This is a genomic window from Streptomyces sp. NPDC002958 (assembly GCF_055563255.1).
The window spans coordinates 225,685-252,018 of record NZ_JBVHDS010000006.1 but is presented as its reverse complement, the minus strand read 5'-3'; the positions used below and the strand labels follow the sequence as shown (position 1 = coordinate 252,018).

The 26,334-nt window shown below is 69.7% G+C and carries 24 protein-coding genes; 10 read left to right on the top strand and 14 right to left on the bottom strand.

The window, feature by feature from the left end:
• Nucleotides 1–101: 101 nt before the first annotated feature.
• From ACZ3IC_RS13915 to ACZ3IC_RS13900, 4 genes are all read right to left on the bottom strand, one after another.
• Entirely contained in the window at nucleotides 102–1,670 is a 1,569-nt protein-coding gene (locus tag ACZ3IC_RS13915) for a recombinase family protein (RefSeq protein WP_467415812.1), read from the bottom strand.
• 73 nt (nucleotides 1,671–1,743) lie between these two features.
• Entirely contained in the window at nucleotides 1,744–2,331 is a 588-nt protein-coding gene (gene pspAB, locus ACZ3IC_RS13910; protein ID WP_467415811.1) for a PspA-associated protein PspAB, read from the bottom strand.
• A gap of 9 nt (nucleotides 2,332–2,340) precedes the next feature.
• Entirely contained in the window at nucleotides 2,341–3,252 is a 912-nt protein-coding gene (htpX, locus tag ACZ3IC_RS13905; protein ID WP_467415810.1) for a zinc metalloprotease HtpX, read from the bottom strand.
• A 168-nt stretch (nucleotides 3,253–3,420) separates the two neighbouring features.
• Complete coding sequence (locus ACZ3IC_RS13900; RefSeq protein WP_467415807.1) at nucleotides 3,421–4,131, bottom strand: pyridoxine/pyridoxamine 5'-phosphate oxidase; 711 nt, start codon at nucleotides 4,129–4,131, stop codon at nucleotides 3,421–3,423.
• Nucleotides 4,132–4,218: 87 nt separating this feature from the next.
• On the opposite strand from ACZ3IC_RS13900, the gene ACZ3IC_RS13895 reads away from it, so the two are divergent.
• Both ACZ3IC_RS13895 and ACZ3IC_RS13890 read left to right on the top strand, forming a co-directional pair.
• Nucleotides 4,219–4,497 (top strand): type II toxin-antitoxin system Phd/YefM family antitoxin, encoded by a 279-nt coding sequence (locus ACZ3IC_RS13895; protein ID WP_405685462.1) that lies wholly within the window; start codon nucleotides 4,219–4,221, stop codon nucleotides 4,495–4,497.
• Nucleotides 4,490–4,894 (top strand): PIN domain-containing protein, encoded by a 405-nt coding sequence (locus ACZ3IC_RS13890; RefSeq protein ID WP_467415803.1) that lies wholly within the window; start codon nucleotides 4,490–4,492, stop codon nucleotides 4,892–4,894. Before ACZ3IC_RS13895 ends, ACZ3IC_RS13890 begins: the two co-directional genes overlap by 8 nt.
• 59 nt (nucleotides 4,895–4,953) lie before the next feature.
• Here ACZ3IC_RS13890 and ACZ3IC_RS13885 read toward each other — a convergent pair whose 3' ends face one another.
• Nucleotides 4,954–6,123 (bottom strand): thiolase C-terminal domain-containing protein, encoded by a 1,170-nt coding sequence (locus ACZ3IC_RS13885; RefSeq protein WP_467415802.1) that lies wholly within the window; start codon nucleotides 6,121–6,123, stop codon nucleotides 4,954–4,956.
• A gap of 171 nt (nucleotides 6,124–6,294) precedes the next feature.
• Here ACZ3IC_RS13885 and ACZ3IC_RS13880 point away from each other — a divergent pair, with 171 nt between their 5' ends.
• Both ACZ3IC_RS13880 and ACZ3IC_RS13875 read left to right on the top strand, forming a co-directional pair.
• On the top strand, nucleotides 6,295–7,533 hold the full coding sequence (locus ACZ3IC_RS13880) for an acyl-CoA dehydrogenase family protein (RefSeq protein WP_467415801.1): 1,239 nt from the start codon (nucleotides 6,295–6,297) through the stop codon (nucleotides 7,531–7,533).
• Nucleotides 7,533–8,027 carry a nitroreductase family deazaflavin-dependent oxidoreductase gene (locus tag ACZ3IC_RS13875; RefSeq protein ID WP_467415798.1) on the top strand — a complete coding sequence of 165 codons (495 nt, stop codon included), beginning with the start codon at nucleotides 7,533–7,535 and terminating at the stop codon, nucleotides 8,025–8,027. Before ACZ3IC_RS13880 ends, ACZ3IC_RS13875 begins: the two co-directional genes overlap by 1 nt.
• 256 nt (nucleotides 8,028–8,283) lie before the next feature.
• Here the strand turns inward: ACZ3IC_RS13875 and ACZ3IC_RS13870 are convergent, their stop codons facing one another.
• The gene (locus ACZ3IC_RS13870) at nucleotides 8,284–8,931 is read right to left on the bottom strand and encodes a TetR family transcriptional regulator (protein WP_467415797.1); all 648 of its coding nucleotides are present in this window, start codon (nucleotides 8,929–8,931) and stop codon (nucleotides 8,284–8,286) included.
• A gap of 417 nt (nucleotides 8,932–9,348) precedes the next feature.
• Between ACZ3IC_RS13870 and ACZ3IC_RS13865 the strand changes: the two genes are divergently transcribed.
• Nucleotides 9,349–10,281, top strand: coding sequence for a VOC family protein (locus tag ACZ3IC_RS13865; RefSeq protein ID WP_467415796.1), 933 nt, complete (start codon nucleotides 9,349–9,351; stop codon nucleotides 10,279–10,281).
• Between the two features lie 164 nt (nucleotides 10,282–10,445).
• Entirely contained in the window at nucleotides 10,446–12,863 is a 2,418-nt protein-coding gene (afsK, locus tag ACZ3IC_RS13860; protein WP_467416091.1) for a protein serine/threonine kinase AfsK, read from the top strand.
• Between the two features lie 121 nt (nucleotides 12,864–12,984).
• Here afsK and ACZ3IC_RS13855 read toward each other — a convergent pair whose 3' ends face one another.
• Nucleotides 12,985–13,647: a hypothetical protein gene (locus tag ACZ3IC_RS13855; RefSeq protein WP_467416090.1), complete on the bottom strand. Its 663-nt coding sequence runs from the start codon at nucleotides 13,645–13,647 to the stop codon at nucleotides 12,985–12,987.
• 179 nt (nucleotides 13,648–13,826) lie between these two features.
• Here ACZ3IC_RS13855 and ACZ3IC_RS13850 point away from each other — a divergent pair, with 179 nt between their 5' ends.
• Nucleotides 13,827–14,372 carry a hypothetical protein gene (locus tag ACZ3IC_RS13850; RefSeq protein ID WP_467415793.1) on the top strand — a complete coding sequence of 182 codons (546 nt, stop codon included), beginning with the start codon at nucleotides 13,827–13,829 and terminating at the stop codon, nucleotides 14,370–14,372.
• A gap of 15 nt (nucleotides 14,373–14,387) precedes the next feature.
• Here ACZ3IC_RS13850 and ACZ3IC_RS13845 read toward each other — a convergent pair whose 3' ends face one another.
• The 3 genes from ACZ3IC_RS13845 to ACZ3IC_RS13835 are packed head-to-tail and all read right to left on the bottom strand — an operon-like array spanning nucleotide 14,388 to nucleotide 16,762.
• Nucleotides 14,388–15,161, bottom strand: a complete 774-nt coding sequence (locus ACZ3IC_RS13845; protein WP_467415791.1) for an enoyl-CoA hydratase/isomerase family protein — start codon at nucleotides 15,159–15,161, stop codon at nucleotides 14,388–14,390.
• Nucleotides 15,162–15,167: 6 nt separating this feature from the next.
• Nucleotides 15,168–15,608: a Zn-ribbon domain-containing OB-fold protein gene (locus ACZ3IC_RS13840; RefSeq protein WP_467415788.1), complete on the bottom strand. Its 441-nt coding sequence runs from the start codon at nucleotides 15,606–15,608 to the stop codon at nucleotides 15,168–15,170.
• Between the two features lie 5 nt (nucleotides 15,609–15,613).
• A complete protein-coding gene (locus ACZ3IC_RS13835) occupies nucleotides 15,614–16,762 on the bottom strand; it encodes a lipid-transfer protein (protein ID WP_467416088.1) in 1,149 nt (382 codons plus the stop codon).
• Between the two features lie 98 nt (nucleotides 16,763–16,860).
• On the opposite strand from ACZ3IC_RS13835, the gene ACZ3IC_RS13830 reads away from it, so the two are divergent.
• A complete protein-coding gene (locus tag ACZ3IC_RS13830) occupies nucleotides 16,861–18,417 on the top strand; it encodes a FadD3 family acyl-CoA ligase (protein ID WP_467415787.1) in 1,557 nt (518 codons plus the stop codon).
• Nucleotides 18,418–18,831: 414 nt separating this feature from the next.
• On the opposite strand, the gene ACZ3IC_RS13825 is transcribed toward ACZ3IC_RS13830, so the two are convergent.
• Nucleotides 18,832–19,056, bottom strand: a complete 225-nt coding sequence (locus ACZ3IC_RS13825) for a hypothetical protein (RefSeq protein ID WP_467415785.1) — start codon at nucleotides 19,054–19,056, stop codon at nucleotides 18,832–18,834.
• A 205-nt stretch (nucleotides 19,057–19,261) separates the two neighbouring features.
• Nucleotides 19,262–22,219: an SARP-family global regulator AfsR gene (gene afsR, locus ACZ3IC_RS13820; protein WP_467415783.1), complete on the bottom strand. Its 2,958-nt coding sequence runs from the start codon at nucleotides 22,217–22,219 to the stop codon at nucleotides 19,262–19,264.
• Nucleotides 22,220–22,482: 263 nt separating this feature from the next.
• Here afsR and ACZ3IC_RS13815 point away from each other — a divergent pair, with 263 nt between their 5' ends.
• Nucleotides 22,483–23,712 carry an amidohydrolase family protein gene (locus tag ACZ3IC_RS13815; protein WP_467415780.1) on the top strand — a complete coding sequence of 410 codons (1,230 nt, stop codon included), beginning with the start codon at nucleotides 22,483–22,485 and terminating at the stop codon, nucleotides 23,710–23,712.
• Nucleotides 23,713–23,785: 73 nt separating this feature from the next.
• Here the strand turns inward: ACZ3IC_RS13815 and ACZ3IC_RS13810 are convergent, their stop codons facing one another.
• Entirely contained in the window at nucleotides 23,786–24,613 is an 828-nt protein-coding gene (locus ACZ3IC_RS13810; protein ID WP_467415777.1) for a MerR family transcriptional regulator, read from the bottom strand.
• A gap of 182 nt (nucleotides 24,614–24,795) precedes the next feature.
• Nucleotides 24,796–24,999: a cold-shock protein gene (locus ACZ3IC_RS13805; protein ID WP_003967102.1), complete on the bottom strand. Its 204-nt coding sequence runs from the start codon at nucleotides 24,997–24,999 to the stop codon at nucleotides 24,796–24,798.
• Nucleotides 25,000–25,390: 391 nt separating this feature from the next.
• Here ACZ3IC_RS13805 and ACZ3IC_RS13800 point away from each other — a divergent pair, with 391 nt between their 5' ends.
• Complete coding sequence (locus tag ACZ3IC_RS13800; protein WP_467415776.1) at nucleotides 25,391–26,278, top strand: menaquinone biosynthetic enzyme MqnA/MqnD family protein; 888 nt, start codon at nucleotides 25,391–25,393, stop codon at nucleotides 26,276–26,278.
• Nucleotides 26,279–26,334 lie beyond the last annotated feature (56 nt).

Sequence of the window (26,334 nt, the reverse complement as noted above, 5' to 3'; positions counted from 1 at the left end):
GCCGGGCACTCGCGGAGCTCATGGCCTTCTGGAAGCGCTGACGATCGGTCCAGGCTGCCGCTGCGGCGCCTCCCCTCTTCATCAGGGGAGGGGCCCGTGATTCAGACCTTGAGGCGTTCGGGGACGAATAGTTCGAAGGAGTCCATGTAGCAGAGGAACTGCACGCCGTTCTTGCGTATCAGCGTCTCCAGCTCGGGCTCCTCGGTCGTCTCCCACAACTCTCGCCACGTCTTCCCGAGGCTGCGGTATTCCCACCGGTCACCGTTCGGCATCTTGCTCAGGGCCTCGTACTCGGCGTTCAGCTTGTCGAGCATCTTCTCGGCCTGGGACCGCATCAGAGCTGTCCCATACCGTCGCCCCGGCCCCATGTCCGCCATGATGACAGGCACGAGTTCCTCGATCTCCCGCATGCGAGTTTCGTTGTCCTCGCCCACGACGTAGATGCGCTCTTCCACCTCGGTGTCGCCGTACTGCTCAAGCAAGTGATGCTTGAAGGTGGTGAGCAGCCTGCCAGGGTTCCAGGACAACTGATCCTCGCACCCGTAGCGAGTCCTCTCACCCACCATGCGCGGGCTGACGCATCGGAACTTCGGGTACTCCTTGCGGCCGTTCTTAGTCTCCCTGCGGGACACGTGCAGGCGCATCTTGCCCTTGCAGTACCCGCAGAGGATCACGTTCAGGAAAGGAGTGACGTTCGTAGGCGAGGAAACCGAGAAGGATCGCTCGCTGAGGTGGTTCTGAAGCGTCTTCCACTCCTCCTCGGTGAAGATCGGCTTAGCCATGTGGATCTTGTTTCCGGTGGAGTCGATGACGGGGGTGGTCTCGTAGTATTTTTTGCCGGGGACCTGTCGGCTCTCCATCTTCCAGCCCATGAGGGCTTCGTTCTTGAGCATCTTCCGGATGCCGGCCGCCGTCCACTTGTACTCGCGACCCGATTCCGCGATGCGCTTGGACGGACGCGTGCCCCGCGGAGTCGGCTCTTTCCGGGAGTTGAGGTCGTCAGCAGTGATCGCTGGAGTGTCCTCGGTGGTGAGGAGTCGGTTGGCGATTTCCCGAATGACGTTTACCTGGTGGGGGTTCTGGCGGAGGTACGCAGCTCCGTCTTCTCCCCTGCAGACCTCGAAGCCGTAGGCCGGCATGCCTCCCGGCCAACGCTGCTGCTCGCGGATGCTCTCTCGGAAGCTCTTGACGCGCATGGACGTGTTATCGACCTCCATCTCCGCGAGGGCGGAGAACAGGGAAATGATCACGCGCTGGAACGGGCCGGTCATGTCGAAGATCGGCTCAGTGACTGAGGCGAATTTCTTCTTCCCGTGGTCATCCGCCCAGCGGAGCATGTCCTGCATGTCTTTGACTTTGCGGATGAAGCGGTCCAGCTTCCAGAACAGAATGAGGTCGAATTCCGGGGCGCGTTCTTTGATCCAATGCCCTAGCTCGACTCGATCCATTGGGCGCTTCTTTGTCGCTGAGACGTGCGCGTCTCGCGCTACGCCGACCTCGACCCAGTTGAGTCCCTGGGCGACCTTCTTGGCGATGTATTCGCGGGCGTCCGCAAGCTGCCGCTCGAGGCTGGTGGATTCGTCGGTCAGGTAGCTGATTCGCAGGGCTACGAGGACCCTGACGGGCTTCTGTCGCCCGAAGGTGTCTGCGGCCGTGTCAAAGGTGGTCACGGCGAAGGAGCGTACGTGCCTACGTCGCGGGTACAAAGGTTGTTTGTATCTGTAGACACCTTCGGGTGACTGTTCAGTCGATCAGTCCTGGCGCGTCCCAGAGCGGGAACCAGCGCGTTTTGTCCTTCTCGATGCGTAGGTCGTTCTCCAGTAGGGCGGCTACCTGTAGCTCCAGCGCGTTATCGCGTTTGTGCTGGTCAGGCAGTGTGCATAGTGGATAGAACGCACCGCGTTTGTACAGATACACCAGTGCCAGCGACCGCCCCCCGCCGTCGCGGAAACTGATCAGTGAGCAGAGCAGCTGCGGCCCGAAGCCGCCGTCCTGGAGCAGGGTGTTCACCGCGTGCAGGTCGTTGACCAGGGTGGCAACGTCGTCGGGGGAGTGGCGGGCGAGCAGCCAGGTGTAGCCGTACGTGTCCTGGCTGAACTCCACCGGGATGCCGCCCCGGTCGGTGTCGGCGTCGAGCAGTTCGCGTACGTCCTGCTGGATGCGGGCGAAGGTGCCTCCCTCGACGCCTGCGAAGCAGACCGAGCCGAGGCCGGTCGGGGCGAACCCGGCACTCGCCTGGAGAGTGAGGGCGGCGGAGGGAACGGCGAAGAGCTGGTCGAGGTCGGGGCGGACCGGTTTGCTGCGGCCCAGGATGGCGTCGAGGAGGCCCATGGGCGTTCCTTACGGGCGGGCGAGGTCGGCGGAGATGCGGGCCAGCTGGTCGAGGCGCTGTTCGAGGGTCGGATGGGAGGAGAACAGCCGGCTCAGGCTCTGCTTGGAGGAGAACGCGGGAACGAAGTAGAAGGCGTTGTACGGCTCCGCCTTCCGCAGGTCCTCGGTCGGGATGCGGGCCATCTGGCCGCTCACCTTCGTGAGGGCGGAGGCGAGCGCGGAGGGGCGGCCGGTGAGCAGGGCGGCGGTGCGGTCGGCGGAGAGCTCGCGGTAGCGCGAGAGCAGCCGGGTGAGCAGGAAGCTCAGGGCATAGACGACCGCGCTGACCAGTGGTATCAGCAGGATCGCGATGCCGACGGGGTCATTGCTCCGGCTGTTGCGGGAGAGGCCGCCCCACAGGGCGACACGGGTGATGACGCCGGCGAGCACGCCGAGGAACGAGGCGATCGTCATGACGGCGACATCGCGGTGCGCGACGTGCGACATCTCGTGTGCGAGTACGCCCTCCAGCTCCTCGGGTTCCAGTCTGCGGAGCAGCCCGGTGGTGGCACAGACGAGAGCGGTCTTCTCGTTCCGGCCGGTGGCGAAGGCATTCGGCACATCGCTCCGGGCGATCGCCACCCGAGGCTTGGGCATATCGGCCAGCGCACAGATCCGGTCGACGGTGCCGTGCAGTTCCGGCGCCTGTTCGGGGGTGACCTCCCGGGCTCCCATGCTGAAGGCCGCGATGCGGTCGCTGAACCAGAACTGCGCGATGAAGAGAACGCCGGTGAAGATCAGAATGATCGGCCAGGCGCCGCGCAGCACCGCGAGCAGCACGCCGACCAGGACCACGTACAGCAGACCGATCAGGAACATGGTGGTCACCATGCGCGTGGTCAGCCCGCGGTCGGCGGCGTAACGGGAATGGGTTCGGCTCATCACTGCCTCCAGTCCGCACCTGTCTCCGTCTGTTTCCCATAGTGCTCCTTTGCTGTTGAAGCAGACCAAAACGGCGGCTCGTGGGAGCGGTCCGTCTTCCCGGCTGGGCGTGCTGCTCCTGTGGCCGGAGCAGTTTCCGGCTCCTACGGCCGGAGCAGTTCCCGGCTCCTACGGCCAGAGCAGCTCCCGCGTCCAGGCATCGCCGGTCCGGCGGTAACGCAGCCGTACATGCCGGCGCCTCGCGTCGCCCTGGAAGAACTCGACCTCCTGCGGCTCGACCACGTACCGCGTCCAGCTCGCGACCTCTGCGTCCGGTTCGGCCGACGCCCGCTCCCAGGCGGCGTCGGCGGTCCGGGCCAGTTCCTCCTGCGACTTCAGCACCTCGCTCTGCGACCCGGTCAGCGCCGATGCGAGCGCACCGGTCGAGCGGGCGTGCAGATCGGCCAGACTCTCCGCCCGGCTCGTCTCGGTGACCGGCCCCCGCACTCGTACCTGCCGCCCCTGTACCGGCCAGTAGAAGCCGAGCGCGGCGTGCGGGCGGGCGGCGAGCTGGCGGCCCTTCGCGCTGGTGCGGTGCGTGGCGAAGTGCCAGCCGCGCTCGTCCGCGTCGTGCAGCATCAGCGTCCGTACGTCGGGGTGTCCCTCGGTGTCGACGGTGGCCAGCGACATCGTGTGCGGCTCGGCCTGCCCGGCGGCCACGGCCTCGGCGAACCAGGTGTGGAAGAGGGGGAGCGGGGCGGCGGGCGCGGCGTCCGGGTCGAAGGCGGGAAGGTCCACGTCCCAGACCCGCTGGGCATGGAGCAGGTCCAGGAAGCTCTGCTGCGCGTCGGTCCTCTGTGTGTGGGGCCGCTTTGCGTGGGTCCTCTGTACGTCGCTCATGGCCCTATTGCAGCGCATGGCACCAGCGTGCGGGGTGACGGGAGAGTTGCCGTAGCGCATGGAGACACGTCGAGCTACGCTCGTGGAATGAAGACCATCACGCAGCGGGAGTTCCGGAACAACTCCGCAGAAGTCATGAACGCCGTGGAGGCGGGCGAGGTCTTTCACATCACCCGCAACGGAATAGAGGTCGCAGAGCTGCGGCCGCTCACCCGGAAACGGCAGTTGAGCGCGGAGGAGCTGGTGGCCAGGCACCGTCGGCTGCCCCGTGTGGACGGTGCGCTGATGCGCCGCGAGGCCGATGCGTTCTTCGGGGCCGAGGACCGGGTCGGGGACGACGACCCGTGGGAGCGCGAACGTGGCTGAGCGGCATGACGTGGGGGTGCTCGACACCTGCGCATATATCGACCTCGATCTGCTGCGAGCCGAGGACCTGCCTGTCCTCCCAGCGCTCACCGCCGTGACGATGGCCGAGCTTCAGCAGGGCGTGGCGATGGCCAAGGACCCCGGCGTGCGGGTGGCCCGGATGGAGAAACTCGGCGCCGCCGTGGCCGACTTCGAGCCGCTTCCCTTCGACGGGGACGCCGCCGCCCGTTACGGGAGCCTGGTGGCTCTGGTGGTCGCTGCCCGGCGTGATCCCCGACCCCGGCGCATGGACCTGATGATCGCTTCCATTGCTTCGGTCAGAGGGCTGCCGCTTTTCACGCGTAACGCGGAAGACTTCAAGGGGCTGGAGGGGGCGCTCACGGTCGTGGCAGTGTGACCGGCCGCCCCCGCCCGGACCCTCACCCCGCCCGCTTCCCCCGCCCGCTTCCCGGCCCCTCACCCCCGCCCCAGCACCACCGTCCCCGACGAGCAGAACCAGCCGCCCGTCCCCGACGCCACCGCCAGCTCCGGGAGCCGGCCGCCCGCCCTGCGCACCTGGCGCTCGCCCGCCTCGCCGCGCAGCTGCCGTACGGCCTCCACCAGCAGGAACAGCCCGCGCATCCCGGGGTGGCAGGCGGACAGGCCGCCGCCGTCGGTGTTGACCGGTAGCTCGCCCGTCAGGCCCGTCCGGCCCTTCTCCATGAACGAACCGCCCTCGCCCTTCTCGCAGAAACCCAGGTCCTCCAGCGTCACCAGCGTCATATAGGTGAACGCGTCATAGATCTCGGCGAGGTCGATGTCCGAGGGCCGCACCCCGGCCCGTTCGAACGCCAGACGGCCCGAGACCGCCGCGGGGGAGACCGTGAAGTCGTCCCACTCGGACATCGTGGAATGCGAGACGTGCTCACCCGTGCCGAGGATCCACACCGGTTCCTTCGCCGTGTCCGGTACGAACTCCTCGGCGGCCAGCAGGACCGCGCAGCCGCCGTCGCTGCGGATGCAGCAGTGCAGCTTGGTGAACGGGTCCGCGATCACCGGCCCCGACAGCACGTCGTCCACGGTGATCGGGTCGCGGAACATCGCGTCCGGATTGGCCGCCGCGTTCGCCCGTGCCTGGACCGCCACCTCGGCGAGCTGCTCCGGGGTCGTCCCGTACTCGTACATGTGGCGGCGGGCGGCCATCGCGTACTTGGCGATCAGCGAGTGCCCGTACGGCACCTCGAACTGGAGCGGGCCGCGCGCCCCGAAGGAGAGGTTGGAGGTCCGGCGGCCCGCCCTGATGTCCGCACGGGCCGTCGACCCGTACACCAGCAGTACGGCATCGGCGTGACCCGCCGCGATGGCGTCCGCCGCATGGGCCGCCATCACCTCCCAGGTCGAACCGCCGACTGCGGTGGAGTCCACCCAGGTGGGTTTCAGTCCCAGATACTCGGCGACCTCGACCGGGGCGAGCGTGCCGAGTCCGGCGGAGGCGAAACCGTCGACGACGGACCGGTCCAGGCCCGAGTCGGCCAGTGCCCGGCGGGCGGCCTGGGCGTGCAGGGCGTACGGCGTGGCCTCGTCGACGCGTCCGCAGTCGGCGAGGGATATGCCGACGACAGCGACCTTGCGGTGGGAAGAAGGCATGAATCTGACGGTACATCAGATAGCTGCAGATAGCTGTCGGGCGGGCAGCTCGCGGTGCGGGAGCTTCCCGGCCCCTCCCCTGCGCGGCTCTGGGCATCTGCTGTATTCACCCCTAGCATGACGGCCCGTCAGATCAGAGGCCCGAGGCCTCTGAGGGGAAGGAGTTGGACGATGGATGCCGCCTTCACCGCGGAACAGGACGAGATCCGCCGCACCCTGCGCGAACTGCTGGTCAAACGCAGCGGACCCGACGACGTCAGGAGTGCCGTACGGACCGCCGACGGGTACGACGGGGCCCTGTGGCGACAGCTCACCCAGGACCTCGGACTGCCCGGACTCGCCCTCCCGGAGGCGTACGGAGGCGTCGGCTGCGGCCTCGCCGAGCTCGCCGTCGCCTGCGAGGAGACCGGCCGCGTCCTGCTGCCGTCGCCCCTGATCGCCACCGCCGCGCTCGCCGCGCCCCTGATTGCCGCACTCGGCACCGAGGCCCAGCGCACCGCCCTGCTGCCGCGCATCGCCGCGGGCGCGCTGACCGCCACTCTGGCAGTCCCCGGAGGCTCGCTCCCCACCGCACTCGGCCTCAGTAGTGACCCCACCGGCGGCGCCTGGGCGGGTGGTGGCCGGGCGGGCGGAGTCCAGGCCAGGCCGGTCGGCGGCGCGGAGGGCTGGCGGCTGTACGGGGAGGCCGCCCAGGTCCTCGACGGGCACAGCGCGGGACTCCTCCTGGTCGCCGCCCACGCCGGCGGCTTCCCGCGCAGCCGTACGCTCCTCTTCCTGGTGCGCCCGGACGCGGCGGCCGGACTCGTCCGCACCCGCCGGACCTCGCTGGACGAGACCCGCCCGCTGGCCCGCATCGAACTCCGCGACACCGAGGCCGAACTCCTCGGCGCGGACGACACCGTGGACGTCACCGACGCACTCGCCCCGGCCGGACGCGGGGTCGCCGCCCTGCTCGCGGCGGAGGCGGTGGGGGCGGCGGCGAGCGCACTGGAGCGGACCGTCGAATACGTCAAGGCGCGCGAACAGTTCGGCCGGGCGATCGGCTCCTTCCAGGCCGTGAAGCACCGCCTCGCGGATCTGTACGTACGGGTGCAGGCGGCCCGCTCCGCCGCGTACTACGCGGCCTGGGACCCGGCAGCCGGGGGCCTCGCCCTCGCCCAGGCCCTGGAGGCGCTGCGGATCACCGCCGCCGAGGCCGTCCAGTTGCACGGCGGGATCGGCTTCACCTGGGAACACGAGGCGCATCTGTACTTCAAGCGGGCCGCCGCCGACGAACTGCTCTTCGGCCCCGTGCACCGGCTCCGCGACCATGCGGCGCAGCGGGCCGGGCTGTTCGCGTCGTCGAACGGGCGGCCGTGCGCGTTCTCGGCATTCACCGCCCCGGGATCGGCCGGGCAGGTGGCGGTCTGATGGCGCCCGGCGTCCGGCTGATCCAGAAAGTCTCCTCGACCCGCGCGTTCGCGAGGATCGCCCCGCATGTCGTCCCCGCCATGGACCGTGCGGTGCACCGGCTCACGCGCGGCAAGGTGCTGCTCAGCGCCCGGATGCTGCCGGGGCTGATCCTGACGGTGCCGGGCGCGAGGAGCGGGCGGCTCAGGACCACTCCGCTGGCCTGCATGCCGGAGAACGGGACGGAGCAGAGTTGGATTCTGGTCGGCAGCAACTTCGGCCGTACGGGGCACCCGGCCTGGACCGCGAATCTGCTGGCCGGCCCCGACAAGGCCGTCGTCAACTGGAAGGGCCGGGACATTCCGGTGCGCGCCACGCTGCTGGAGGGTGCGGAACGGGACGAGGTGTGGCAGACGGCGCTGAGGTTCTGGCCGCCCTACGCGACGTACCAGGCACGGGTGGAGCGGGAGATCCGGCTCTTCAGGCTGGAACGGAGGGGCGACGCCGCGACCTGACGGGGCCGGGTGCGGAAGCGGTGCGCGTGAACGGTGCGCGCAAACAGCGATCGTGGAAACGGTGATCGTGGAAACGAAAGATCGCGAAAACGACGTGCGAAAACTATGTACGAAAAAGGCTGTTGGGGCGGTCCGTGGAACGGTCCGGGTGCACCGACGGCGGACCACGCGTGTGGTCCGCCGTCGGTGAGACAGGACCTGGGGTGCCCGGAAATGCCGCGCGGTGCCCAGTGGGGGGAGGTGGCCTGGCGCGGCGCTACTTGGGCGGCTTCCTGCCGGTGATGCCCAGATGCACCAACAGTGCGAGATTCGGCTTGAGTTCGGCCTGCTTGACGCCCCAGGTCGTAAAGCCCTTCTGGTGCGAGGCGACCGCGGCCAGCATCGCGACCAGGGAGCCCGCCATCGCGGCGGCGCTGACGTCCTTGTCCACCTTGCCCTTGGCCTGGAGTTCCTTCACCGAATCCGTAAGAGAGTTGGTGACCGAGTTCAGGATCTTCATGCGGATCTTGTAGAACCGCTTGTCGCCCTCGGCCGCTCCGAGGTCGACCACGCGCAGGATCGCGTCGTGATGTCGCCAGAAGTCGAGGAATCCCTCGACGAGCTCTTCGGCGGTCTGCCAGCCGGACTTGCCGACCCAGGAGCGGCCTGCGACCAGTTCGGTCAACCCGGCGCCCTCCTTGGCCATTTCCTCGGCGATCTCAAGGACGGCGCCCTCGACGTCGGGGAAGTACTGGTAGAAGGTCGCGGGTGAAGTCCCCGCCTTCCGGGCAACGTCGATGACTTTGACGTCCCGGTACGGCGAGGAACTGAGCATCTCGCTGAGACAATCGAGCAGCTTCTGCCGCGTCGCCTGTCCGCGTCGACCGGCCACGCGGCCGTCGACGGTGCGTACTTGTCCTGTCATGCCGTCAGCTTACCGAGGGGTGATCGGAGCGCGATTCGGCCGACTGCAAATGGGGAGCGCCGCAGGTGCGATGGGGGAGTGGCCGGATATCGACGTATGCGCCCTCACCGGGCGATAAGTGTTATCAACAGCCTGTGGATAACTTCCGTGGATAACTTTCCGTGACTCCGCGACCAAGGAACTCCTCTGTCGAAAATAAGTTCGATGTAGACGGGTCGGGGCGCGGTGCGTGCTGCCCGCGGTTACGTTGACTGTGGCGAGCGTCACTGCCGTGAACGGCGAACGGCTGCGAGCGGTCGCGGACAACCGCCAACAAACAAACCGCAGCAACCCGCGTACATGCCGAGTGCACGCCGCGAGCAAGCCGCGAACGACCGCGAACGACCGCGAACGACCGCGACGGAAGGATCCGGGCCCATGGCCGCATTCGCGCAATTCGCGCCGTGCTGGGTGGATGTGCAGCTTCCCGACCTCGAAGCGGGCAAGCGCTTCTACGGTGAGCTGTTCGGCTGGACCTTCCGGGCCGGCGACGGCCCGTACGCGGACGCGCTCAGCGATGGGAAGCTCGTTGCCGCACTCGCCGCCAAGCAGGACGGCCGGATGCCCACCGCCTGGGGCATCTACTTCGCCACCGACGACATCGCCGCGTCCGTCGCACGCATCAGGGAGGCGGGCGGTCAGGTGATCACCGATCCCGTCCGGGCAGGTGAGGCCGGGGTGCTCGCCCAGGCGGCCGACCCGGGTGGAGCGGTCTTCGGGCTCTGGCAGGCCGGTGACCGGGAAGGTTTCCAGAAGCAGAACGAGCCGGGTTCCTTCCGCTGGACCGAGGTCCACACCCGGCAGAAGGACCGCGTCGACGCCTTCTACGAGGAGGTCTTCGGCTTCCAGGGCACCGATCTCGAAGCCATCGAAGGCATCGAGACCACCGAAGGCATCGAGACCACCAAGGCCACCGAAGGTGTCGAGACCACCGAGGCCGCCGAGACCGCCGAGGCATCCGAGGCATCCGAGGCCTCCGAGGCCACCGGCGCGGGCGAAGCCGACACGGCCGGGTCCGGCGCCGATTTCCGCATGTGGTCCCCGGCGGGCACCGAACCGGGGCCGGACACCGCGATCGGCGGGCGCAGCGTCATCACCGACGCGTTCCCGGCAGAGATGCCCAGCTACTTCCTCTGCTGCTTCGCCGTCGAGGACTGCAATGCCGCCGCCGAGAACGTCGTACGCCTCGGCGGCCGCATTTCCGTGCCGCCCTTCGATACCCCGTACGGGCGGATGGCGGTCCTCCAGGACGATCAAGGTGCCGTGTTCGCCGCACTTCAGCCCCCTATGTCCGAGAAGAGGGCAGAGTGAGCTGTGACACCCCGGTCCGCCCCCGGGTTCGCAACCAGGGCATCGGCCAGGAACAATCGGGGTGCGCACCGCCGGGTGGTGCCCAGTGGTGAGACGCCGCACAGGGCGGGGATTTCGCGGGCTTCTGTTCCTGAGGCCCGTACGGGGAGGTGGCAGGGCAAGTGGTGGAGCAGCTGACGCAGCACGACCCGAGGCGGATCGGCCCGTTCGAGGTGCTGGGACGGCTCGGTGCCGGTGGCATGGGGCTGGTCTATCTCGCCCGCTCGGCTTCGGGCCGGCGGGTGGCGATCAAGACGGTGCGTACGGAACTCGCCGAGGACCAGCTGTTCCGGGTCCGCTTCACACGTGAGGTGGAGGCCGCCCGGGCCGTCAGCGGTTTCTACACGGCCGCGGTGGTGGACGCCGACCCGCGGGCCGCTGTGCCGTGGCTGGCCACCGCCTATGTGCCCGCACCCTCCCTCGAGGAGATAGTGAATGAGTGCGGGCCCATGCCGGTCCAGGCGGTGCGCTGGCTGGCCGCCGGTATCGCCGAGGCGCTCCAATCGATCCACGGTGCGGGGCTCGTCCACCGCGACATGAAGCCGTCGAACGTGCTCGTCGTCGAGGACGGCCCCCGGGTGATCGACTTCGGGATCGCGTCCGGGGCCTCCAACACCCGGCTGACCATGACGAATGTCGCCGTCGGCACGCCCGCGTACATGTCGCCCGAACAGGCGCGGGACTCGCGCAGCGTCACGGGCGCCAGCGATGTCTTCTCGCTCGGCTCGACGCTGGTGTTCGCCGCCACCGGCCATGCGCCGTTCCACGGCGCCAACCCCGTCGAGACGGTCTTCATGCTGCTGCGCGAGGGCCCCGACCTGGAGGGCCTGCCCGGCGAACTGCGGCCACTGATCGAGTCCTGCATGCAGATGGACGCCGGGCTGCGGCCCACCCCCGCCGATCTGCAGGCCCAGCTCGCTCCGCATCTCTTCGCCTCCGGCGGCGACGACAGCGGTACGGCCTCGGCATGGCTGCCGACCTCCGCCACCGCGATGATCGAGCAACGCCGCGGCGGAGGCCGCAAGGCCGCGGCCCCTGCTCCAGCCCCCGCTCCGGCCCCCGCTCCGATGCCGCCGCCACCCCAGCAGCCGCCGGGCGCCGACCGGGACACCGCGTGGCGCGGCGGCGCCGACCTGCGTTCCCCGTCCTCCGCGGCGGCGCAGCTGCCCGACGGGGGCGGTCCGGTGCAGCTGCCCGGCGCGAAGGTGCCGATCGGTCCCGGCCCGCGCGCCCAGGACGTACGGGCCACCGCCACGGCCATCGCGGACGCCGGCCCCACGACCGGCTGGGTGCGCCCGCCCGCCGGGGTGAACGGCACTGCCCCCGCCGTCCCGCCCGCCCCCGCCGTGCCGCCCGCCCCTGTCCCCTCGCCCACGCACGGCCCCGAGGCCGCGCCGCCGGGGCCGGACCGCTGGCGGCCCTGGCGGTTCCGAATGTCCAACGACGTCTGGGGGACGCCCGTCGTCGCCGGAGACCTCCTCTACGTCACCTCGTTCGAGGTGCACGCCCTGGACATCGGCAACGGGCGGCGCCAGTTCAAGACCCGGGACGTGGCCTGGGTGATGGCCGTCGAGGGCGGCCGTATCCACGCCTCCGACGGGCCGTCGCTGTATGCCCTGGACGCGGCGACCGGCGCCGAGTGGTGGCGGTTGCAGACCGACGCCTGGGTGTACTCCCTCAAGGCCGACCGAGGCACCGTCGTCACCGGCACCCGGGGCGGTGGCGTCCAGGCGTGGGAGGCGTCCACGGGCGAGAAGCTGTGGGAGCGCGGCGGCGTACAGACCGACTTCGAGACGGCGGAGGCCGGTCCCACGATCCACGACGGCACGGTCTACCTCTGGCAGGACGCCCGCCTGCGCGCCGTCGACGCCCGTACCGGCATCGAGCGCTGGTCGTACCCCATCGGCGACGCGGCCTCCTGCGGCGGTGTGCCGGTCCGGGTGACCGCGGCGCCTGACGGCTCCGTGTACGTGAGCGCGGGGGCCCGGGTCCTGGCCGTCGACACCGTGTCCGGCCATGTCCGCTGGCACTTCGAGTCGCCCGCGGTCTTCCTCTCCCCGCCCGCGTTCGCGCCCGGGCCCGCCGTCACGGGCGGCGGTGTGTACCTGGCCGACTACCTCGGCACGGTGTACGCGCTCGACGCCTCGACCGGCAAGGACCGCTGGCGCATCGCCACGGAGGCCCGGCAGTCGATCGAACCGGTCCTGGTGGCGGCCGGCAACGTCCATGTCGGCAGCGGCAGCGCGCTGTACACGCTCGACGCGGTCACCGGCACCCCGAAGTGGCGGTTCGCGGCGGGCGGCGAGGTGGTGGGGGCCCCGGTGGTCGCCGACGGCCGGGTCCACTTCGGCTCCGCGGACCACGTCCTGTACACCCTGGACGCGGCGGGCGGCCAACTCCGCTGGAAGTTGGCGACGGGCGGCGAGATCACGGGTTCGCCGGTGGCGCAGGGAGGTGTCGTGTACGCGTGCAGCAAGGACCGCTGCGTGTACGCGCTGGACGCGCTGAAGGGAACGGGCACGGGCAGCCGGGCCCGGACGTAGCGCTCTGCGACGAGGCCGAGCCGCTCTTGTCGAACCGTGCTCGACGAACCGCGTCGGCGCGGTCGAGCCTGTCCGGCGATCGAGAACGCAACCCCGGGCGCGGAGGTCGCCCGACAGGCGTTCAGGGGCGCGGAGGACGGCGCGGATCGGAGTCCGTTTCCGGCACGACCGGATACGGCGCTGTGTCCCGGTCCTCCGCGTCCGGGTGGCGGGCCACAGGAGAGGGCCCCGTGTACAGGTCCGGCTCGGGCTCCGGCAACGGACTCGTCTGCATGGACGGCCCCGGCTCCTGCGTCGGCGGCCACGTGTCCGGGTGCTCCGAGCCGGGCGCCGCGTACGGCTGGTTACGGGCCCTGCGGGCAAGGCGCCCACCACGCCGCCCCGACATCACCGCCGCACCCAACAGCAACAACACCCCGCCCCCCACCGCGTTCGCCACCCCCCACTGCAGCCCGGAACCGTCGCCCGCGACTGTCAGACTGCCCATCGCCTGTCCCTGGCGCACCATCCACAGCACGGTGAACCCGAGCACCACCACACCCGCGGACGCCACCAGTAGCCGCGACCGCAGCGCCACACCGACCACCGCCAGCACGGCGGCGAAGAAAAAGGCCAGAAAGATCGAGCCCAGCGGTCCGGGCCGGCTGCCGGTGACACCCGTGAAGAGCTCGTCGATCCGGTACTGACGCCCGAGACGGCCGTCGTACCAGTCACGGAAGGGGCTCAGCACGGCGACCGCCGCTCCTGCGAGAGCGAGGACCGAGCCGAGGACGTTGCGGATCATCATCGGCCTCCTGCGGGTGCGCGGACCGGCGTCACGGATCAGCATCGCTCTCGGCCTCGACGCTACGCCGGGCCCCTGCCCCCCGCACCTTGCGCTAGCGTGTCGCGCGGTCGTTCGACAACAGCACACGCAGCAACACGGACGGCGACACGGACAACCACACAAGGGGGGCTGCATCGATGATGCGGCAGCACATAAAGCTTTCCGCGGTACTGGTCGTGGTGGTGCTCGCACTCACTGGCTTCTCGACCTCCAGCCTCAGCGGCCGAAGCGGCAAGAGCAAGGGGTCGAGCAGCGGCGGCGGCTGCTCCAACTCCGAGAAGAGCAACGGCAGCTACCACGACAACGACTACGACGACTACGACGACAACGACTACGACTCGTCGAGCGGCTCCTCCGGCAGCGCCGGCTACGAGACGCCGACCCCGAACGTCACGGCCTCGGACGCACCCCAGGCGTACGTCCTCCGCTGCGCCCGGCCCGGCAAGGGCAAGCGCAAGGCCGTCACCACCTCCACCATCCGGCTCACGGCGAACGCTGTCGGCTCGCACACGTACGAAGTCGATGTGACGTTCCTGGACGCAGTGGGCAACACCGTCGACACCGGCGAGGCGAGCGTGGACGTCGAGGGCGGCGAGACCAAGACCGTCTCCGTGCGGATGGACAGCCCGCGCAAGGTCTCCCGGGTGAAGAAGTGCCGGGTCGAGGCCGAGCTGAGCTACTGACCTCGGGTACTGACCTCACCGCATCCGGAACTCGTTGCCGCCCCGCCCCCGGAACAGCTCCGCCTGCCGCTCCGGCGGCAGGTTCCCGAGCGCGATCAGGTGCGGGGCGTGGGCCATGGCCTGCGCCCTGGCCGCCTCCTTCGCGGACCACACCGCCCGTACCGTCCCCTGCACCGCCTTGGTCGGGTACGAGGCGATCACCCCCGCCGCCCGCAGCGCGGCCTCCACTGCGCCGCCCGGTGCCGTCACCTCACTGACCAGCCCGGTCTCGTACGCCCGCCGGGCTGTGACCCGTTCGGCCGTACCCATCAGGGACATCCGGGCCACCTCGCCGAACGGCATCCGCTGCGCCATGGAGATCGCCTCGTACGCGCTGACCATGCCGTACGTCGTGTGCGGGTCGAAGAACGTCGCCTCCTCGGACGCGATCACGAACTCCGCCTCGCCCAGCAGGTAGAAAGCCCCGCCGCAGGCCATCCCCTCCACGGCCGCGATCACCGGCTTCCACAGGTCGTTCGCCTTGGGCCCGATCGCGATCAGCGGATCGTCGATCGTGTACGGGGACGGGGGCTGCGGTACCTCCACATCCCGGTCGATCCCCGTACAGAAGGCCCGACCACCCGCGCCGGTGAGGACGACGGCCCGTACCCCGTCGTCGAAACGGAACGCCCGCCAGGCGGCGGCCAGTTCGGCGGCCGTCGCCACGTCGATCGCATTGAGCTTCTCGGGCCGGTCGAGGGTGACGAGCGCGACCCCGGTCTCCTTGTCCGTCTCCGTCCGCAGCGCCATCGCCGATCACCTCTCCAGCAGCCAACGCACCAGGGTCACCCCGGAACCGACCGGGCAGAACACCGCCCGCACCGGCGCGCCGATCCGCAGCCGCCCCGGATCGACCGAGTCCAGCCGGGCGTCCGGACCGCTCACCACGTTCCCGACCAACCGGATGTCCGGGGCGTCGGCCAGCTCGACCACGACGGCGTTGTACGGGGCCTGCGCAGCGTACGCGGGAAGCAGCGGCGGATGCGGCAGCACGTACGACCAGATGCGGCCGCGCCCGCTCATCGGCCGCCACTCGCTCGCGAAGGACTGGCAGTGCGGGCAGCACGGCCGGGGCGGGAAGCGGAGCCTTCCGCACTCCGGGGCGGCACAGGCCTGGACACGGAGTTCGCCGCGGGCCGCGTACTCCCAGAAGGGGGCGCCGTCCTCGTCCACGACGGGCAGCAGCAGAGCATCCATCCCGGTCAACTCCTCAGCAGTACGGCCGATGTGGGCACGCCCTCACCGGCGGTGACCAGACACGTCCCGGCGTCCGGGACCTGTGCGGTGGAGACGCCGCGCAACTGCTTCACACCCTCGTTGATGAGGTTGAAGCCATGCACATACGCCTCACTGAGCCCGCCGCCCCCGGTGTTGATGGGCAGCCGCCCGCCGCTCTCCAGCGCCCCGCCCTCGGTGAACGCCCCGCCCTCGCCGCGCCCGCAGAAGCCGTAGCCCTCCAGGGAGAGCGGAATGAGCGGGGTGAACGCGTCGTAGATCTGCGCGACATCCACGTCGTCAGGCCCGAAGTCGGCCTGCTTCCACAGCTGTCGGGCGGCCGTCCAGGCGGGTCCGGTGAGCGGGTCGTCGTTCCAGTAATTGACCATGCCGTGGTGCTGGGCCGGCAGCCCCTGGGCGACGGAGTGGACGTAGACGGGTTTCTGCCGGCAGTCGAGGGCCCGCTCCGCCGAGACGATGACGCAGGCCAGCGCCCCGTCCGTCTCCAGACAGTTGTCGAAGAGACAGAGCGGCTCGCTGATCCAGCGCGAGGTCATATACATGTCGCGGGTCAGCGGCCGCTCGTACATCACCGCGTCCGGGTTCTGGTTGGCGCGGTTGCGGCAGGCGAGGGCGACGTTGAAGAGATGGTCGCGGGTCGCCCCGTACTCGTGCATGTATCGCCGCGCCAGCATCCCGATCTCGTCGGCCGGCCGCAGCAGCCCGTACGGCCGGGTCCACTGGGCGGGCGTGGGCAGTTGGACGGAGGTGTTCTTCCAGGGCCGGGGCCCCGACCCGCGTTTGCGTGACCGCCAGGCGACACCGACACTCGCCTGCCCGGTCGCCACGGCGGCGGCGAGATGCGCGATCGTCGCACAACTGCCCCCGCCTCCGTACCCCACCTTGCTGAAGAAGGTGACATCGCCCGCCCCGATTGCCTTGGCGATCTCGACCTCGTCGGTCTCCTCCATCGTGTACGAGGCGAAAGCATCCACCTCCGAGGCGGCGATGCCCGCGTCGTCGAGCGCCGCGACGATGGCCCGGCAGGCCAAGGTCCTTTCTGATTCGGGCAGTTGTTTTGCGAAGGCCGTCTGTCCTATGCCGACTATCGCTGTCACGTCCTTGAGCGCCGCCACCGCCACCGCCACCTCCGAGACAGTCATGACTGCTGACAGCGGCTGAGGCTACAGCTAATCTGACGGATAGTCAGCTACTGTGTCAGGGAGGGTGAGCGATGCGCGGCGACGAGGAATGGGGCAGCATTCCGAAGCTGATACGGGCGGCGGCGCGGCGGTACGGGGACCGGGAGGCGGTCGTCGAGGGCCGGACCCGGATCTCGTACGCCGAACTCGGCGACCGCGTCGAACGGGCCGCCGCCGCGTGCATGGCCTCGGGCGTCGAGCCGGGGGACCGGGTCGCGATCTGGGCCCCGAACACCCTGGACTGGATCGTCTCCGCGCTCGGCGCGGTCACGGCGGGGGCGGTCCTGGTCCCCCTCAACACCCGCTTCAAGGGCACGGAGGCGGCGTACATCCTGGAACGCAGCCGGGCGAAGCTGCTCTTCGTCACGGGTACCTTCCTCGGCACGTCGTACGTGGCGTCCCTGCGCCGGGCCGACGTACGGCTCCCGCACCTGGAACGGGTGGTGGTGCTGGCGGACAGTGCCCCCGACGACTACGTCACCTGGAAGGACTTCCTGGCGGCGGGGGAGGGGGTGTCCGGAGCGGCGGTACGAACCCGAGCCGACGCGATCGCCCCCTCGGCCCCCTCCGACATCATCTACACCTCGGGCACCACGGGCCGGCCCAAGGGTGCCGTCATCACCCACGCCCAGACCCTGCGCTGCTATGCGATCTGGAGCGAGCTGGCGGATCTGCGCGAGGGTGACCGCTATCTGATCGTGAACCCCTTCTTCCATACCTTCGGCTACAAGGCGGGCATCATCGCGTGCCTGATGCGGGGCGCGACGATGGTTCCGCAACCGGTGTTCAACGTGGACACGGCCCTGGCCAACATTGCCGCCGAACGCATCTCGGTCCTGCCCGGCCCGCCCACCCTCCACCAGTCCCTCCTGGACCACCCGGCCCGGGACGCCCACGACCTCTCCGCCCTCCGCCTGGTGGTGACGGGCGCGGCGGTGGTCCCCCTGCGACTGGTGGAACGCCTGCGTACGGAGCTTGGCATAGCGACGGTCCTCACCGCGTACGGCCTCTCCGAGGCGAGCGGCATCGTCACGATGTGCCGCCGCGGCGACCTGGTACGGACGATCGCCTCGACATCGGGCCGGGCGATCCCCGACACGGAGATCCGTGTCCTGGCCGCTCCCGGCAGTTCCGGCGAGGTCCTGGTCCGCGGCTTCAACGTGATGCAGGGCTACTTCGAGGACCCGGAGACCACGGCCGCCGCGATCACTTCCGACGGCTGGCTCCGCACCGGTGACGTGGGCGTCCTCGACGAGGACGGCAACCTCCGGATCACCGACCGGATCAAGGACATGTTCATCGTCGGCGGCTTCAACGCGTACCCCGCCGAAATCGAACAGCTCCTCGACCTGCACCCGGACGTGGCCGACGTGGCGGTGATCGGCGTCCCGGACCCCCGACTGGGCGAGGTGGGCAAGGCGTACGTGGTGCGCAGACCGGGCGCGACGGTGACGGCCGATGACCTGATCGCCTGGTCCCGCCGCGAGATGGCGAACTACAAGGTGCCGAGGGCGGTCGAGTTCGTGGCGGAGCTGCCGCGCAATGCGAGCGGCAAGGTGGTGAAGGGGGAACTGCGGGGTCAGAGGTAGAGAGGAGGGCTCAGGGCGACGGCCACGATCCGGAGGCCCGTCTGGAACCGTCGTCGAGCCCGTCACGAAGGACGTCGCCGACGAGGCGATCGGCCTGCTGGGCGCCACCGGGCTGCGCGGTCACAAGTACGCCATCGACGCGGCGCTCGCGGTGATCGCGGGGCGTCAGGTGGGCCGGGTGGTGGTCTTCACCTCCGGCGAGGACGACATGGGCAAGCTGTGCGGGGTGGACGTACTGGTCCGCGGGCTGTAGGCCCTGCCGTACGGGGCCTGCCAGGCACGCTGAGGCCGCGCGGAACGCGGAGAGGGGCACGAACCGATGGTTCGTGCCCCTCTTTCGGCTTCGTGCCACGGCCGCGACGGCTCCCCCTCCGCGCCGCCGCGGCCGTTCCCCCGTCCCCGTCGAATGCAGCTCTACTTGGCCGGCTCGCTCGTCGCGTGCATGTCATCGGTCGTCGCGGTGCCGACCGTCGCGTGCATGTCGAGCGGCTTGATGGTCCCGCCGGTGGCGTGCATGTCCTGCGGCTCGACGGTGCCGCCGGTGGCGTGCATGTCCTTGGTCGTGATCTTCCCGGTGTCCTCGCCGGTGGCGTGCATGTCCTGCGGCTTGATCTCCAGGTCGTTCTTCGGGTCAGCCATGTTCGTTTGCTTCCTTAGGCTCTCGGACGGTGGGGCGACGCCCCGCCCGGCTGTTCCCCCGTGGACTGCCGGGCGGGCGCCTCAGGGCCGCTCACACTAGTGCTACGGCCGTGGTATCGATCCGCCTGCCCCCCGACGCGGCGGATTGACATGCATGAGCTTGCCGTGCCGCGATAAACGAATGATGAACGGCGCGCGGGGCGGGTCACGTTGCCGCGGAGGCCAGCAGGGCGCGCACTTCGTCGGCTTCGTGGGAGCCGAGTTGATCGTAAATGGTCAGGGCCTCGCGCCAGCAGACTTGTGCCCGGCCGAACTGGCCGATGCCGTCGAGGGCTCGGCCGAGGACGGTGAGTACGTTGCCCCTGCGCCACTCGCCGCCGATGCCGCGCAGGGAGGTCAGAGCCAGTTCGGCCTTGCTCGCCGCGTCGGCCGGACTGCCGGACGCGAGATCGACCTCGGAGAGGCGGAAGAGGGTCATCCCCTCCCACAGGCGCTGGCGGCTGTCGCGGAAGATCTCCAATGCCTCCAGGAGGCTTTCCGCCGCGATGGCGAACTGGCCGCTCTGCGTGAGAGCCATGCCCAGCGCATAGCGCCCGTTCGCGCTTCGTAGCGCGTGCCCCATGGCGTCGTAGATGTCTATGCCCTGCTGGGCCAGCGAAACCGCGCTGTCGGTGCGACCGATGGCGAGATGGATGCGTGAGAGATTGCACAACGCGCTCGCCTCTCCCGGGCGGTCGTGGATCTCGCGGAAGCGCTCGATGGCCAGGGTGAGGTACTTTTCCCCGTCGTCGTGCCGGTTCTGATAGAGAGCCATGATCCCGAGGGCGTTCGGAGCCCAGCAACCGGGCAGGGGATCGCGGGTGGTTTCGACGAGGCACATGACTCTCTCCGCCTCGTCCTTCGCCTGGTCGAAGCGGCCGGAGGTGTGGTGGACATCGGCGAGCGTCATCAGAGCGCGCACCTCGGCACGCTGGTCGCGCGCCGCACGGGCGGCCTCCAGCACCGCGAAGGCGGTCGTCTCGTACTGCTTCGAGTTCGCTCCCGACTCACCCAGATCGAGCGCCGCCCAGAGGAGATCGATCCCACGGGACAGCGTCGAGGGGCTGGTGGACTGGCGAACGCAGGAGAGCAGGGAAGCCGCCTCGGAGTACAGCCAGTCCCGTGCGCCGTGCCGGTCACCGAAGGTCAGCCCCGCACGCCCCGTCGGCTCCAGATGGTCCACCAGCCGATCCCCCGGCCGCTCCAGCGCGTACACCCCCGCCGCCGTCGCCAGGTAGAAGTCCAGCAGCCGCGACAGTGCCGCCTCCCGCTCCTCCGGGGGCTCCTCGTCACGTTCGGCACAAGAACGCGCGTAGAGGCGCACCAGGTCGTGGTAGCGGTAGCGGCCCGGTGCCGCGGACTCCACGAGGCTGGTGTCCACCAGGGCTTCCAGCAGGTCTTCCGCCGCGTGGGGTTCCAGGTTCAGCAGCGCTGCCGCCGCGGCCAGTGAGATGTCCGGGCCGTCGGCCAGGCCCAGCAGGCGGAACGCCCGGGCCTGGGCGGGTTCCAGCTGCCCGTAGCCGAGCTCGAAGGTGGCCTTCACCGCGAGGTCGCCCGCCTGGAGCTCGTCCAGGCGGCGGCGTTCGTCGGCGAGTTTGGCGGCCAGGACGGAGACGGTCCAGGTGCGGCGGGAGGCCAGGCGGGAGGCAGCGATGCGGATGGCCAGAGGGAGGAAGCCGCAGGCGGCGACCACGTCGAGGGCGGCCTCGCGCTCGGAGCTGATGCGCTCCTCGCCCACGATGCGGGTGAAGAGCTCGAGTGCCTCCTCCGGGGACATCACGTCCAGGTCGACCAGGTGGGCACCGGCCAGGTCGACCATGCGGACGCGGCTGGTGACCAGGGCCGCGCAGCCCGCGGTGCCGGGAAGGAGGGGACGGATCTGGGCCGCGTCATGCGCGTTGTCGAGGAGGACCAGGATGCGTCGGCCGTCGAGCGTGGAGCGGTAGAGGGCGGCGCGTTCGTCCAGGGAGTCGGGGATTGCCGAGTCCGCCGTGCCCAGGGCGCGCAGGAAGGCGCCGAGGACCGTCTCCGGTTCGGCGGCCCGTGCGCCAGCGCCCTGGAGGTCCACGTACAGCTGTCCGTCCGGGAAGTGCTGGCGCGCCTGGTGGGCGACGTGCACGGCGAGCGTCGTCTTGCCGACACCGCCGATGCCGGCCAGCGCCGAAACGGCCATGACCGAGCCCTCGGCGGTCGCCAGCCGGTCGCCCAGCTCCCGTACGAAGGAGGCACGGCCGGTGAAGTCCGGGACGGTGGCCGGGAGCTGGGCGGGGCGCACCGGTGCGGGGGCCGGGGCCGGTTCGTCGGCCGGGCGGGCCAGTTCCTCGTCGGCCTGCAGGATGCGCTGTTGGAGCTGGGAGAGTTCGGGGCGCGGGTCGACGCCCAGCTCGTCGGCGAGCAGCCGGCGGGTGTCGGCGTACACCGCGAGCGCCTCGGCCTGACGGCCGCTTCGGTACAGGGCGACCATGAGGAGCTCGCGCAGCCGTTCGCGCAGCGGGTGCGCGGCGGTGAGCGCGGTCAGCTCGGAGACCGCCTCCGCGTGGCAGCCGACCTCCAGGTCCAGGTCCAGGCGGGTTTCGGTGAGCTGGAGCCGCCATTCCTCCAGACGGGTGCGCTGATTCTCGGCGTACGGGCCGGGCACGGAGGCCAGGGCCTCGCCGTCCCACAGGCCGAGCGCCTTGTTGAACAGGGAGCGGGCCTGGGTGCGGTCGCCGCCGGCCCGGGCCTTCTCCGCCTCGGCCGCCAGCTCCTGGGCCACGGTGAGATCGAGGGCCTCGCGCCTGGTCCGGATCGCGTATCCGCCGGCGTCGCTGACCAGCGTGTGCGGGTCGAGGACCTTCCGGAGCCGGGAGGCGTACGTGCGTACCGCAGCCAGCGCCTGCGAGGGCGGTTCCTCACCCCAGATGGCATCAATGAGTTCGGAGGCCGTGGCCGTGCGGCCGCCACGCAGGAGCAGCGCGGTCAGCAGGGCGCGCTGCTGGGGTGAACCGGACGGCAGCACCTCGCCGCCCCGCCGTGCCCGTACCGGGCCGAGCACGGAAAAGTGCAGATCGACGTCGTCGTCCGACCGCTGTTTCGGAGCGCGCTGCTCCGGAACACGCATGTGCGGCCGGTTGTCACGGTCCATTGCTGCCCCCTGCCCTGCTCGCCCCGCCGGTTCTGCCGATCGTGCTGATGCTGTCCGTTCCGGATCGCTCGCCCCCACTGCCGTTGTGGTGCGGGTGGATCCGGATTGCTCCGTACCGCTGGTATCGCGCTCACAGTCTGCCTTGTTTTGGGCGGACACGTCAGCAGTGGGTGGCTCTCTGCACAAGCCCTCGACAACGATTGAGGGAAGGGGGCCGGTACCGATAGCTGACGGTACGTCAGATCAGCGCTACCGTGGTGGGCATGGAGACCTTCCCGAAGATCATCTCGGTGGACGACCACACAGTGGAGCCCGCTCATGTCTGGCGGGACCGGCTCCCGTCCAAGTACCTCGACCGCGGCCCGCGGATCGTTCGCGCACCGCTCAAGGAAATGACCTTCATGGGGGGCAAGTTCGCGCCCGTGATGGGCGCGAAGGGCGATGACGGGCCGATCGGCGACTGGTGGGTGTACGAGGATCTGCACCGCCCGCTCACCCGGCTCGACACCGCGGTCGGCTACGACCGGGACGAGATCAGGCTTGAGGTCATCACGTACGAGCAGATGCGCCCGGGTTCGTTCTCGGTCCCCGACCGGCTCGCCGACATGGACGTCAACCACGTCCAGTCCGCCCTCTGCTTCCCCACCTTCCCCCGCTTCTGCGGCCAGACCTTCACCGAAGCGAAGGACCGTGAGCTGGGGCTGCTCGGGGTGCGGGCGTACAACGACTGGATGGTGGAGGAGTGGTGCGGGCCCGAGGCGCGGGGCCGGCTCATCCCGCTCACCCTGATCCCGCTCTGGGACGCCCGGTTGGCCGCGGACGAGGTCCGGCGGAACGCGGCGCGCGGTGTGCGCGCGGTGGCGTTCTCCGAAATACCTCCGCATCTCGGTCTGCCGTCCATTCATACGGACGAGTGGGATCCGTTCCTGCGGGCCTGTGACGAGACGGGGACGGTGATCGCGATGCACATCGGCTCGTCCTCGAAGATGCCGTCCACCTCGGCCGACGCCCCGCCCGCAGTCGGTTCCACCATCACCTTCGCCAACTGCTGCTTCTCGATGGTCGACTGGCTGATGAGCGGCAAGTTCGAACGGTTCCCGAACCTGCGGATCATGTACGCGGAGGGCCAGGTCGGCTGGATTCCGTACATCCTGGAACGTGCCGACGTCGTCTGGGAGGAGAACCGGGCCTGGGGCGGCGTCGCCGACAAGGTCCACCGCCCGCCGTCGGAGCTGTTCGCCGAGCATGTCTTCGGCTGCTTCTTCGACGATGCCTTCGGGCTGAAGAATCTCGACTCGATCGGTGTCGGGAACGTTCTGTACGAGACGGACTACCCGCACTCCGACTCCACCTGGCCCAAGTCGCGCGAGGTCGGCGAGGCACAGATGGGGCATCTGGACGCCGACCTGGTGGACCGGATCGTCCGACGCAACGCGATCGACCTGCTGGGGCTGACGGACGACGGGCTGTGGGCGGGGCCCGGAGGACGGTAGGGGGGCAAAGGAACGTGACACCTGGGGTGCGGAGTGTCACGTTCCTTTTCGGCCCATGGGCGTCCGAGGGGGATCAGGCCCTGGTGACCGGCTCCTGGAGTTCCGTCACCCACTTGTCCCGGTCCTCGGGGCACTCCAGGCTGATCTCGCGGGCGTATCCCGCGGACCGGTAGCCGTTGGCGTCGATCCAGCGGGCCAGGGCCTGGGCCGTCGGCAGTACGCCGGCCATCGAACCGCGGTGGACCATGGTCGCTGCCTCGAACGGAGGCAGCTCGACCACCGTGATCCCGGTGTCGCCGAGCGGGCCCACCGGGGCGGAGACCGTCACCCCGGCGTGGACGACGACCGCGCCGCCACCCTCCGGGGCATCCTCGTAGTGTGCGATCCCGGGGCCGCTCGGGCTGACGCCCACCGTGCCCAGCAGCGGGAAGAGCCGGTCGTACAGCGGGCCGATCACCGGAGTGATGTCCTCCGGTTCGTAGCCCGCCGCGGTGCCGGTCAGCTCGGCCACCCGTACCGCGGCAACACTCTTGACCACCACGTCGTCCGCAGACATGCGTCCCTCGCTCTCGATCGACCGGAGCCTCGCCTCGACCTGCGCCAGCCGTGCGGCCGCCGCCGCCATGGCCTCCTCCAGCTCCGCCCGCCGCAGCCGCAGCATCCCGCGCAGTTCCTCCGATCCCACCTGCTCGTCGAGGATGGCCCGCACCTGCTGGAGCGTGAAGCCGAGATCCTTGAGGGCGATGATGCGGTTGAGGCGTGCGAGCTGCGCGGCCCCGTAGAAGCGGTAGCCGGTGGCGGGGTCGGTGCGGTCGGGGTGCAGGAGCCCGATGGCGTCGTAGTGGCGCAGCATCCGGGCCGACACCCGTCCGTACCGGGCGAAGTCTCCGATGGTGAACATGATGACTCCCACTGCACCGCTTCACACGGTGTCAAGGTCAAGCACGGTGTCGAGGCCGATGCATCGGGGCGCCCCGATGCCCCCGCCGAGAGGGAAAAGGCAGGAGCCCCGCTCCCCGCCGAAGCGGAGGAGCGGGGCTCCTTGGGTACTACTAGCCGGCCGCGATCGGCCGACCCGGGCAACTAGGCCGGGGTGACGTTCTCAGCCTGCGGACCCTTGGGTCCCTGAGTGACGTCGAAGTTCACGACCTGGTTCTCCTCGAGGGAGCGGAACCCGGACGCGTTGATCGCGGAGTAGTGAACGAAGACATCCGGGCCGCCGCCGTCCTGGGCGATGAAGCCGAAGCCCTTTTCAGCGTTGAACCACTTGACGGTTCCGGTAGCCATAAGCCCTCCTTGGGCCAAAGGGTTGCCCTGCTCCAGAACCTGCAAAGAAGTCTGAAAACTACAAAAGCCTGCGGGTTACATGCTCCGCAGGCTCTGTACTGCAAGGGAAACCAAACTGCAACTTGCGTCGAGCCTAGCACGCAGCGTGTGCGGAAGGGTAGGGGGAAAGATCACTTCACCCGGATGTTTGATTGCCGTGCCGATGAGCTGACGAAGAGGTGTCCCGGAGGGTGTCATCCAGGTGCCTTCAAGAGGTACGGGAGAGGACTTCGGCGCGATCCCTGGGGGCGATACCGGTGCGCGCCGGGAGCGGGATCGAGTGAGGCCCCGGGAGTGGGATTCCCGCGCACCCGGTGCCGTCCGGGGAGCGCCACGGGTCTAGCCTCGCGATGTGGACAATTCAACCGTCTCAACCGTCTCAACCGTCGCAGGCGACGACCGTCGCAGCCGGCCGCGCGTCGGCCACATCCAGTTCCTGAACTGTCTCCCTCTGTACTGGGGACTGGCGAGAACGGGAACCCTGCTCGACCTGGAGCTCTCGAAGGACACCCCGGAGAAGCTCAGTGAGCAGCTGATCAGGGGCGATCTGGACATCGGCCCCGTCACGCTGGTGGAGTTCCTCCGCAACGCCGACGACCTGGTCGCCTTCCCGGACATCGCGGTGGGCTGCGACGGGCCCGTCATGTCGTGCGTGATCGTGTCGCAGGTGCCGCTGGACCAGCTGGACCGGGCCCGGGTGGCGCTCGGTTCGACCTCGCGCACCTCCGTGCGTCTGGCTCAGCTGCTGCTCGCCGAGCGGTACGGGGTCAGCCCGGACTACTACACCTGCCCGCCGGACCTCGGCGTGATGATGCAGGAGGCGGACGCCGCTGTGCTGATCGGCGACGCCGCGCTGCGCGCCAACCTGCACGACGCGCCCCGGCTCGGTCTCCAGGTCCACGACCTGGGTCAGATGTGGAAGGACTGGACCGGGCTGCCCTTCGTCTTCGCGGTCTGGGCGGCCCGCAAGGACTATCTGGCGGCCGAGCCCCATCACGTGAGCAAGGTGCACGAGGCCTTCCTGGCCTCGCGGGACGTCTCCCTGGAGGAGGTCACCAAGGTCGCGGAGCAGGCGGCACGCTGGGAGGCCTTCGACGCGGAGGTGCTGGAGCGGTACTTCACGACTCTGGACTTCCGCTTCGGCCCGGACCAGCTGGCGGGTGTGCAGGAGTTCGCGCGCCGGGTCGGTCCGACAACAGGCTTCTCGGCGGACGTGAAGGTCGAGCTGCTCGGCGGCTGAGCGGACGGCAGGACGGGGCGGGGCTGGACGTGGGGGCGGGTGTCGAGTGCGTCGCG